This window comes from Gordonibacter pamelaeae 7-10-1-b (assembly GCF_000210055.1).
Classification (GTDB): domain Bacteria; phylum Actinomycetota; class Coriobacteriia; order Coriobacteriales; family Eggerthellaceae; genus Gordonibacter; species Gordonibacter pamelaeae.
The window spans coordinates 2,137,736-2,147,642 of sequence record NC_021021.1 but is presented as its reverse complement, the minus strand read 5'-3'; the positions used below and the strand labels follow the sequence as shown (position 1 = coordinate 2,147,642).

Here is a 9,907-nt window from a genome sequence, read left to right as displayed (position 1 = left end):
CGCCGGCCTCGTGGCCGTGCCGCTCGCGCCCCACACGCTGCATTCGCGCGCCATCGTCACGGCGTCCAACGACGTGGTGGAGATGGACCTGTCGCACAACGCCGACACCCGCGAGGCCACGCTGTTCGTCGACGGCGAGCTGCTGGAGTTCGAGCGGCCCGTGCGCCGCGTCTACGTCCGCCGCGGCGACGCCCCCACGGTTCTGCTGCGCTACCAGCGGGAAGGCTTCTACGAGCACGCGGCGCGAGTGTTCTTCTAGGTGCGCGAAGCCCGGCAGGCATGCGCGTCTGCCGGGCATTCCTTTTGCAGGTTATGCCAAAAATAGGATAATTGCAGTGCAAAGTTTCCGTTGACTTGCCCCCCCCCCTGGCGTATCTTTGCGTATCAAGTTCCGTGCCTTCAGGCATGCGAACCGGATCAAGGGGTAATTCGTATGAGCAAGCAAGACCGTGAGAGCGCGCAGAGCCTTCCAGTAGACAGTTCCGAACCGAATGCTTCCTCGCATCAGTGGGACGGCGAAAAACTCGCCGACGATGCTGCAGGGAAGCAGGTTCAGGATGTTTCTCCAGACTCGGCGCCAGTAAGGCAGATCCTCCGACCAGAGGCCCCTGACCCCCATTCCTCCGCAACGAGCACCGCCGTCGAGACGGCCAAGAACGCCGGGAAGATACTCGGCATGTCCAAGCACGTCTTCGCCGGCCTGGTGGCCGTGGTGGCCGTAGCCGCCGCCGTCGTGGCGGGCGTCGTGCTGACGCAGCAGCCGGCCGTGGAGGACTGGTTCGACTCGAATGCCGCGCAAGGCCAGTTCGAGGGCAAGTCAAAGGAAGAGATCCAAGCCGCCCTGAACGAGGAGGTGGCGAAGGGCATGATGAACATCTCCATCGCCGCCGTCATCACGTTCCCCGACGGCGCGTCTGAGGGCGAGGCGCGCATCGAGAACATCGCCGCGAACCCGATGGACCAGAAGGTGACCATCGCGCTCAAGGACGGTGACGAGGTGGTGTACGAGTCCGGCGCCATCGCGCCCGACCAGCACATACAGAACATCAAGCTGTCACGCGACCTGGAGCCCGGCGAGTACGCTGCCGTGGCCACGTTCACGGGCTACGACCGCGAGACGCACAAGAAGACCGGCCAAGCGGCCGCTGAGATCACGTTACGCGTCGAAGGCTAAGACAACCTTCGACGAGAGATAGTCAGAGCATGTCAGACAACGTAAGGGCACATCAGGAAAGGAAAGTATCATGACGAAGACGAGCCGGTTCAACTACATCAAGCGGGGTCTGGTAGGCGTATGCGCCGCCACAATGCTGACGGGTCTGTGCGCGGGGACTGCGTTTGCGGATCAGAGTGCAACGAAGATATACACGTTGGATACCTCTGCTGCCCAGATAAGCGTTACGGTTCCGACGGGGAATGCCGGTGCGTCTTTGAATGCTGCGGGTGCGCTCACTCTCCCCGATCTGGTACTTACGAATGAGTCGCTTGCTCCGGTGTATATCTCGAAAGTGGAGGTGTCCGGCGTTAACACCAGCATCAACCTGTTGACAGAGGCCGATTACGCCGATGCCACCAAAGGTGCTGTGAACAATGCTACGAAGATTTCTATGGCCGCTGACGGAAAGAGCATCGACCTGGGCGCATTCAAGGCTACTGGTGGAGCAACCATTCAGGAAGCGGATGCAGTGACGATAGCTGGCAATTCTGGGAAAGCCACTTTATCGGCGACTGCCTCGATGAAGAACTTTACCGGGAGCATCTTGGGACAGTCAACGCTTGATTTTATGACGGTTTCTTTTACGGTTGCTCCGACAACGGCATAGCTGTGAGTCGTGCAGATTTCGCATGAACATGTAATTGCCAAAGCCGCGCTGAGGTTCGGGGCGGCTTTGGTTCTTTGTTTGCTGCTGGTCTCTGGCGCGCTGTGGCCGGTTTCCTATTCGTTTGCTGCTTCCGAAGCGGCTTCCAGCAAAGCTCCTCTTTCGCCAGAAGCCGCTTCGGAAGCTACGTATGGCACGACTAAGCCCATCGATCCTTCCGCCACCACGACTCCTTCCGTTGATGATGCGGACAACGTGATCGTCACAACTCCTTCGACCGAGCCAACGCCGCCGACCACCCCGGTTGAGCCCGCAATTCCCTCTGTCCCCGAGTACGAGAGCGCCTGGCCCATCGGGCTCGACGAGGCTGCTGCGGTCGTTGCCGAGTTGTGGGACGATGGGACGTTCGTCGTTGACGGGGCGGGGGATACCCTCGCGTTCGAGAGCGCCGACGAGGTGCCGTGGCTCGCGGCAGGCGTATCGGACGACATCAAGCGCGTCGTGTTCGCCGATGCGGTGGAGCCTTCCAGCTTGGCGCACTGGTTCGAGGGATGCGCGAACCTGGAAGAGGTCGCGAACGTCCCCGCAGACGTCAAAGACCTCACGCGCGCGTTCTTCGACTGCCCGAAGCTCGTGGAGCTGCCGGACGATCTCGCGCTCGCCGACGACGCAGTCCTCGAGGAGTGCTTCGGCTTCGCCGAGCCGCCCGACGAGCCGCTGTCCACCGTCTACCGCGGCGCGGACGAGAACGTGCTCGCCTATGCGTGGGACCTCGACGGCCGCATCCTCGCCAATCCCGATACGCCCGAGCCGCCCGTGGCCGAGGAGCCGGCCGACCCCGAGGCCCCCGCCGACGACCTCTCCGACAAGTCTGCTGACGATCCCGCCGAGGACGCTGCGGAGGAGCCGCCGCCCGAAAGCGACGAGCTCCTCGCTCCGACGGAGGAAACTCCCGCGCCCGAAGCCGATTCCGCCGCGCCGGACGCCCCCGAGGAAGAGGCCGCCCAGGTCAACATAGCCATCCCCTCGTCGGTTTCCATGATGCTGGGCGAGGGCGACCCCAACAGCGCCACCATCCCCGTGATGGTAGGCAACCGCTCCGAGCGCCCCGTGGCCATCACGGGCGCGCGCCTCAAGCGCTCCGACATGGACCTGCCGGGCGGGTCGTGGTCGCTCACCACCCAGGGCGGCGCCACGACGTTCGTGCAGGACGCCCGCTTCACGCCCCTCGGCCTGGAAGTGACGTTCGACCGCCCCGTCATCCTCGCCGCCGGCGACATGGGCACCCAGCTCGTCTGGCGCGGCACCTTCACCGATCACGGTATGAAGACCCTCCTCGAAGCCGTCCTCTCCGCCGGCGACTCCGGCTTCACCTACGGCTCCATGATCTGGATCGTCTCAGCCGCCTAGTCCTGCCAGCCAGCCCAGGCATCGGCGGCTATCAAGCGCCGCATGACTTCGTCAGGCCACGACACGCCCGCATTCTCCAACTCGTAGCGTACGAGGTCGCCGCATGCTATACGGGCAACCGGCTTCAGCAGGTAGGTGTTGTCGAACAAGAACACCTCGTCGCACAGCGGTACCGCTTTCACGAGGTTGTCGAGGGACGCTCGGGCGCGCCTCCTCACCGTTTCCGGGTCCACTCCGTGGCCGCCGAACTCTACGCGCCGCTCTATTCGCCGGTTCGCTATTTCAGGGTCACCCACTCCGACATAGTAGAGGACGACCCTGAACCCCCGTTGCCTGGCCGAGGCGATGGTCTTCATGATGGAATGGCCTGTTAACGTGGACTCTTGGTTGAACGATGTTCGCGCGTCCAGACAGCTGCGCACGAGCGCCAACGCCTCCCGGCCTGCCTGCAACTGTGCTGCTCGATCCTCCCATTCCCATCCGTGCGAGGCGAGGATCTCGTCGGAGTTGACGCGGGGCATGGCCTCGGAAACGCTCGTGCGATCCCAGAGCCCCGACTTGAAGAGGGTTGACTTCCCGGCGCCGTTCACGCCCGCGAACAGGATGTAGCGAGGGCGATCCATCAGAACACGCCTTGCTCGATGAGCTCCTGCTGCCTCTTTTGGAGGAAGAAGGTGGACACCGCCACATAGAAGTCCTCTTCTTCCTTGCTCTCGGCTTGGTCGAGGAACGCCGAGTTGAACGTTCCCGACAGCGTGGCGCGGCATTCCCGGTACAGCCGGCGCGCGGCCTCGATGTCGTAGGAAGGCGCCGCCGGGGCGGTTGAGCTGTCTTTCCTCGGACGTCCTGCGGAAGGCCGGGTATGCATGCGATTCTCCACCGACTGCTCGGACACCGCCCACGTGCGCCCGATCTTCGTTCCCTCCAGCACGTGCTTGTTGAGCATCGCGCGCACGCGCGGTTCCGACACGCCAAGCCGTGTTGCGGCCTCTTTCGTGCTGAGCATAGCAGCCTCCCTTCCGAAGCGAATCGCTTCCTGTTCACCGTTAATTATATCGTCTACGATATAATTAACGGTGAACGCGCCAGAAAAAACACGTCCGGCGGATTCTCTTCCGCCGGACGTGATACTTGGCTCCTATAGCGTTCGTTGTGCGCGCCGTCTTACTTGTGGTAGTACCGATGCTGCTCGTACTTGGGCTCGCAGCAGACGTTGATCCCCAAGGTGCGGTAGAGCTTCTCGTCGGTGGAGGAGATGATGACCGAGAAGTACGCGTCGCATCCGCGCAAATCGTCGATGTGCTCGATGAGCTTGGCGGCCAACGGATCGGTGGCGGAGCTGATGGACAGCGCGATGAGCGTCTCGTCGGAGTGCAGGCGCGGGTTGCGGCTGTGCAGGCAGTCGGTCTTCAGGCGACAGATGGGCTCGATGACCTCGTCGCTGATGACATCGATCTCGTCGTCGACGCCGGAGACGCCCTTGAGCGCGTTCATCATGAGCGACGACGCCGCGCCCAGAAGCGACGACGTCTTGCCCGTGACCACCGAGCCGTCCGGCAGCACCATGGCGCCCACCGGGCCGCCGGTCGTCTCCTCCTTCAGCAGCGCGGCCGAGCGGGCCGGCGAGAAGCTCGCGTTCACGCCGGCCTGGTTCATCAGCAGCTCCAGCTTCTCCACGTGCTCCTGGCCCGTGCCGCTGCGGCGCGTCTCCACGGCGGTCTGGAAGTAGCGGCGCACGATCTCCATCTTCGCGGCCTCGCGCACGGCCTCGTCGTCCACGATGGCGTTGCCGGCCATGTTCACGCCCATGTCGGTGGGCGACTGGTAGGGGCTCTCGCCGGAGATGCGCTCCATCATGGCTTTCAGCACGGGGAATATCTCCACGTCGCGGTTGTAGTTCACCGTGGTCTCGCCGTACGCTTCCAAATGGAACGGGTCGATGGTGTTCGCGTCGTTCAAGTCGACGGTGGCCGCCTCGTAGGCTATGTTCACCGGGTGCTTGAGCGGCAGGTTCCAGATGGGGAACGTCTCGTACTTCGCATAGCCGGCCGCCACCCCGCGCTTGTGCTCGTGGTAGAGCTGCGAGAGGCACGTGGCCATCTTGCCGCTGCCGGGGCCGGGGGCCGTCACCACCACGAGCGGCCGCGTGGTCTCGATGAACTCGTTGCGCCCGTAGCCCTCGTCGCTCACGATGCGGTCGATGTCGTAGGGATAGCCGGGGATGGGGTAGTGCAGGTAGCTCTTGATGCCCAGGCTGTCCAGGCGCTTGCGGAACGCCTCGGCCGAGGGCTGGTTCGTGTAATGGGTGATGACCACGCCGCTGGTGGCGAAGCCCATGCCGCGGAAGATGTCCATGAGGCGCAGCACGTCCTCGTCGTAGGTGATGCCCAGGTCTCCGCGCACCTTGCTCTTCTCGATGTCGTTCGCGTTGATGGCGATGATGATCTCGGCGTCGTCGATGAGGCTTTTCAGCATGCGGATCTTGGAGTCGGGCTCGAAGCCGGGCAGCACGCGCGAGGCATGGTAGTCGTCGAAGAGCTTGCCGCCGAACTCCAGGTAGAGCTTGCCGCCGAACTGGTCGATGCGGTTGCGGATGTGCTCCGCCTGCAGCGCGATGTACTGGTCGTTGTCGAATCCGATGCGCATGGGAATGCGGTGCCCCTTTCGTGAGAAGACGGTGATGCGCGCACGCGCGCGAACCAAAGTATATCGCACTTGCCGTACCCGGTGTTGCCGGCGTGTAAAAACTCGCGGCATGGCAATCCCGTTGCTGGCGAGGTGCGGTAAACCCGGCGGTGGGCTGCTGCAGGAGCGGGCCTGGAGGCGGCGCGGCGGAGGGTGAGCGCGGTGGCGCCCTCGGACGGCGCGCGGCGAAAACCGCCTTGAGGGCCGGAGGGCCGGTGCTATACTCGTACGAAATCCCGAGGGTCGTCGGAAAGGGGGCGGAGGTGGACGCCGTGCACGCGCTCATGGAAGAGTACCTCTCGCACTTGCGCGTGGAGCGGGGATCCTCGCCGCTTACCGTGTCGGCGTACACCACCGACCTGTGCGATTACGCCTCCTTCCTCGACGGGCGTGGAGTGGGCGATGCCGATGACGTGGACCGCGCCTGCGTGGTGGCCTACGAGGCCGACCTCGTGGACCGCGGCTACGCCACGTCGAGCGTGGACAGGCGTGTGTCGGTGATCAAGGGCTTCCACCGCTTCCTCGTGCGGGAGGGCTACGCGCGCCGCAACCCCACCGATACGCTGCAGCTGCCCAAGCCTCCCGAGCGGCTGCCCGACGTGCTTTCGGCGAGCCAGGTGGGCGCTATGCTGGCTGCCTGCACGGGCGACGGCCCGCCGGAGATGCGCAACCGCGCCATCCTGGAGGTGCTGTACGGCTGTGGGCTGCGCGTGAGCGAGTGCACGGGCCTTGACCTGGGTGATTGCATCCTTGAGGAGGGGTATCTGCGCGTCGTGGGCAAAGGGGGCAAGGAGCGCATAAGCCCTATCTCGGGCGCTGCGCTCGAGGCGCTGGGCGCGTACCTGGAGCGTGGCCGCCCCGCGCTCGCGAAGCCCTACGCCAAGCCCACGGCGGCGGTGTTCCTGAACGTCCGCGGCGGCCGCCTGACGCGCCAGAGCGTGCACGCCATCGTGGCCGACGCCGGTCGCCTGGTGGGCGTGGATAACCTGCATCCCCACACGCTCCGTCACTCCTTCGCCACCCATATGCTGGAAGGCGGTGCTGACCTGCGCGTTATCCAGGAGATCCTCGGCCACTCCGACATCTCAACCACCCAGGTGTACACCCACGTGAGCCGCACCCACATCCGCGAGGAGTATCTGAGCGCCCACCCGCGCGCATAGCGTCCGCGGGCATGGCGTAATTTCGCGTGGACGAGAATCGAGGCTATGGCGCGATTCTCGGTGTCTGATTCGCCGACTGCTTTTCGCGACCAGGCTTTTTCCGGAAGACGCCCGCGTGCGGCTGCAGAAAACATGCCATAGGGCTTCGATCTTGTCCATGATCGAATAGATAATATATAACCCCGCAGGGTTTTTCGGGCGCTGCTGCCTTGGCATCGCACGCGGGATGGGCGTGCGGCTTCTTCGCAGGGGGAGGCGGTGTGCTTCCGAAGGAATAGGCCTCGTTACGAAACGAATGTTTCACGTGAAACATTCGTTCGCTTATCCGATTTTTCGCTTGTTCTCGCCCCTTCCGTGCTGCTGTCAGGCTTGGCCGGCGCTGCTGGATGGCGGCCCCGGTTCGGCCCGCGCCCAGCCCAGCCCCGGCGCCCACCTGCCTCCGCTCTGGCTCCGGCCCGCGCCTCCGCTCCCACGCTTGAACGAGCGGTTGATCTTGCGGGGGCTGCGGTGGGGTGGGAGGGCGTCACAAATTCTCCCACTTCGTGCCACAGAGGGTTGCGAATCCATATCTTGTGGGCGGTTTCGCGGTTTTGGCTACCGGTGGTATGGCCGATTTTCCGCGCATCGAGAAATTGATGACGGGTGGGTGAACAGAGGGTTTCATCACGGCAAAAAGGGGGCGGAATACCCCATAAATGTTGCGAAGTGGGGCGAAGTGGGATAGAATGCCAAACATCGAAAGGGCCGAACGGCTGCACGCGGAAAGGATGGCATGGCGGAGGTCGTCGACACAACGGAGAACACGGAGGGGGCGGCGCACATCGTCGACCTCAACGGCGAGTTCCGTTTCAAGGTCGATGCCAAGGGCCGCATGTCCCTGCCCGCGAAGTTCCGCAAGGTGCTTTCGACCGACTTGGTGGTAACCCGCAATCCGAAGGACGAGTGCCTCTACGTCTTCGAGCCCCGTGGCTTCAACGCCTGGGTCGCGGAGGTGTTCGAGGACAAGTTCGGCAAGTACGACTCCTCCAACGACCTGCACGTGCGCCTGCGCCGCAAGCTCAAGGCCCGCGCGAAGGACGTGGAAGTGGACGGCTCCGGGCGCATCATGCTCCCGACGGAGGCGCGCGAGGCGACGGACATCGACAAGGACGTCGTCGTCGTGGGCAACACGGGCTACTTCGAAGTGTGGGACGCGAAGCGTTACGAGGCGCAGGACGACGACACCGACCTCGGTGTCCTGTTCGGCTGATCGTAGGACGTGAGCGCAATGACAAGCGAATATCAGCAACAAGAATTCCAGCATACCCCCGTTCTGCTCGCCGAGTGCCTCGAACAATCGAACCTCAAACCACAGCAAACGTTCGTGGACGCAACACTCGGCGGGGCAGGGCATTCCCTCGAGATGGCCAAGCTCATCGGCCCGGGGGGCACGCTCATCGGCATCGACCAGGATGAGGTGGCGCTCGCCGCCGCCCGCTCCCGGCTCGAGTCACTGCCCGACGGGCAACGCCCCAACCTGGAGCTATTGCGCGGCAACTTCGGGGATATGGACGACCTTCTCGTCAGTGCCGAGGTACCCGGGGTCGATGCGTTCCTCTTCGACCTAGGCGTCTCGTCGGTGCAGATAGACACACCGTCCCGCGGCTTCTCCTTCAAGGAGAACGGCCCCCTTGATATGCGGATGGATCCGGGGAAAACCACCCTAACCGCAGCAGAGATCGTGAACACCTACAACGCAGCAGATCTCACTCGGATCATCCGTGCCTACTCGGACGAGAAATGGGCCAGCCGCATCGCAGATTTCATCGTGCGGTCGCGGGCGAATGGGAGGATCGAGACAAGCGAGCAGCTCGTCGACGTCATCAAGGCCGCCATACCGGCCTCGGCGCGCCGCGCCGGGGGGCATCCGGCGAAACGGACGTTCCAGGCGCTTCGGATAGAAGTCAACTCGGAGCTGGACGTGCTGCGTCGAGGTCTCGACGCCGCCGTCCGCTGGCTCAATCCGGGCGGGCGCCTCGTGGTCATCAGCTATCATTCGCTCGAGGACCGCATTGTGAAGGAAACCTTCAACGCGTATGCGAACCGCTGCACCTGCCCGCCGGACCTTCCGGTGTGCGTGTGCGGGAAGGAGCCGATACTCGACCTGGTTACGCGCAAGCCGCTTCTGCCCACGGCAGGGGAGATTGAGCGCAATCCCCGGGCACGCAGCGCCAAGCTGCGCGTCGCCCGAAAACGCTGAAACCGACCTATCCGGCCGGGGCCTCGGTCCCGGCCGCCTTGCAAGCAACATCATAAGCAGCACCACGACCACCGAAACGCAGCCACGAAACGAAGAAAAGGAGGTTGGTCATGGCAGGAGCCGCACCGGCGTTTTCCTACAATTATCCCGAGCGCGCACCCGAGCGCCCCGAACGCCCGCGCGTTCGCGTCGTGCCGGGCCAGGGCACCCGCACCAGCACCCAGACCATTCCCTCCACCGTCGTGTTCATGGCGAAGACGCTCGCCGTGGTGCTCGTGGTGGCGGCGCTTCTGTGCTTCGCCCGCATTGCCATCGGCTCGGCGACCGTGGCCACGTCCGTGCAGTCGCAGCAGCTGGAAAGCCAGATAAGCGACGCCCGTGCCAGCGGCAACAACCTGGAAGTGCAGCAGAGCTCGCTTTCCAACCCCACGCGCGTGAAGGCCGAGGCGAGCCGCCTCAAGATGGCCGCGCCCGAGAGCGTCGGCATCATCGACCTGGGCACCGACGTCGTCGCCACCGACGAGGCCGGGAACCTGTCGCTTTCCAAGAGCGTGCAGATCGCCGCCGGCGCCGCGGAGTAGCGGCGTGGC

The 9,907-nt window shown here is 64.1% G+C and carries 10 protein-coding genes and 1 pseudogene; 8 read left to right on the top strand and 3 right to left on the bottom strand.

Annotated features, from left to right (window positions below; genetic code table 11):
- The 4 genes and pseudogenes from GPA_RS09900 to GPA_RS09885 all read left to right on the top strand — a co-directional run.
- Window positions 1-259, top strand: a pseudogene (locus GPA_RS09900) (NAD(+)/NADH kinase); the annotation flags it as partial.
- Between the two features lie 417 nt (window positions 260-676).
- A complete protein-coding gene (locus tag GPA_RS19790; protein WP_015539780.1) occupies window positions 677-1,174 on the top strand; it encodes a hypothetical protein in 498 nt (165 codons plus the stop codon).
- Window positions 1,175-1,244: 70 nt separating this feature from the next.
- Window positions 1,245-1,823: a hypothetical protein gene (locus tag GPA_RS09890; protein WP_015539779.1), complete on the top strand. Its 579-nt coding sequence runs from the start codon at window positions 1,245-1,247 to the stop codon at window positions 1,821-1,823.
- A 252-nt stretch (window positions 1,824-2,075) separates the two neighbouring features.
- Window positions 2,076-3,230: a hypothetical protein gene (locus GPA_RS09885; RefSeq protein WP_231847626.1), complete on the top strand. Its 1,155-nt coding sequence runs from the start codon at window positions 2,076-2,078 to the stop codon at window positions 3,228-3,230.
- Here the strand turns inward: GPA_RS09885 and GPA_RS09880 are convergent.
- The 3 genes from GPA_RS09880 to GPA_RS09870 form a co-directional block, all read right to left on the bottom strand.
- The gene (locus GPA_RS09880; RefSeq protein ID WP_015539778.1) at window positions 3,227-3,853 is read right to left on the bottom strand and encodes an AAA family ATPase; all 627 of its coding nucleotides are present in this window, start codon (window positions 3,851-3,853) and stop codon (window positions 3,227-3,229) included. The two genes, GPA_RS09885 and GPA_RS09880, sit on opposite strands and share 4 nt — an antisense overlap.
- Window positions 3,853-4,236, bottom strand: a complete 384-nt coding sequence (locus GPA_RS09875; RefSeq protein WP_015539777.1) for a helix-turn-helix domain-containing protein — start codon at window positions 4,234-4,236, stop codon at window positions 3,853-3,855. The genes GPA_RS09880 and GPA_RS09875 overlap by 1 nt, the downstream gene beginning before the upstream one ends.
- Window positions 4,237-4,394: 158 nt before the next feature.
- A complete protein-coding gene (locus GPA_RS09870; RefSeq protein WP_015539776.1) occupies window positions 4,395-5,876 on the bottom strand; it encodes a DUF1846 domain-containing protein in 1,482 nt (493 codons plus the stop codon).
- Between the two features lie 311 nt (window positions 5,877-6,187).
- On the opposite strand from GPA_RS09870, the gene GPA_RS09865 reads away from it, so the two are divergent.
- From GPA_RS09865 to GPA_RS09850, 4 genes are all read left to right on the top strand, one after another.
- Window positions 6,188-7,078, top strand: a complete 891-nt coding sequence (locus GPA_RS09865; RefSeq protein ID WP_261798096.1) for a site-specific tyrosine recombinase XerD — start codon at window positions 6,188-6,190, stop codon at window positions 7,076-7,078.
- 772 nt (window positions 7,079-7,850) lie between these two features.
- The gene (locus GPA_RS09860) at window positions 7,851-8,327 is read left to right on the top strand and encodes a division/cell wall cluster transcriptional repressor MraZ (protein WP_015539775.1); all 477 of its coding nucleotides are present in this window, start codon (window positions 7,851-7,853) and stop codon (window positions 8,325-8,327) included.
- Between the two features lie 18 nt (window positions 8,328-8,345).
- Window positions 8,346-9,317, top strand: coding sequence for a 16S rRNA (cytosine(1402)-N(4))-methyltransferase RsmH (gene rsmH, locus GPA_RS09855; protein ID WP_015539774.1), 972 nt, complete (start codon window positions 8,346-8,348; stop codon window positions 9,315-9,317).
- A 110-nt stretch (window positions 9,318-9,427) separates the two neighbouring features.
- Window positions 9,428-9,898: an FtsB/FtsL family cell division protein gene (locus tag GPA_RS09850; protein ID WP_015539773.1), complete on the top strand. Its 471-nt coding sequence runs from the start codon at window positions 9,428-9,430 to the stop codon at window positions 9,896-9,898.
- Window positions 9,899-9,907: the final 9 nt, after the last annotated feature.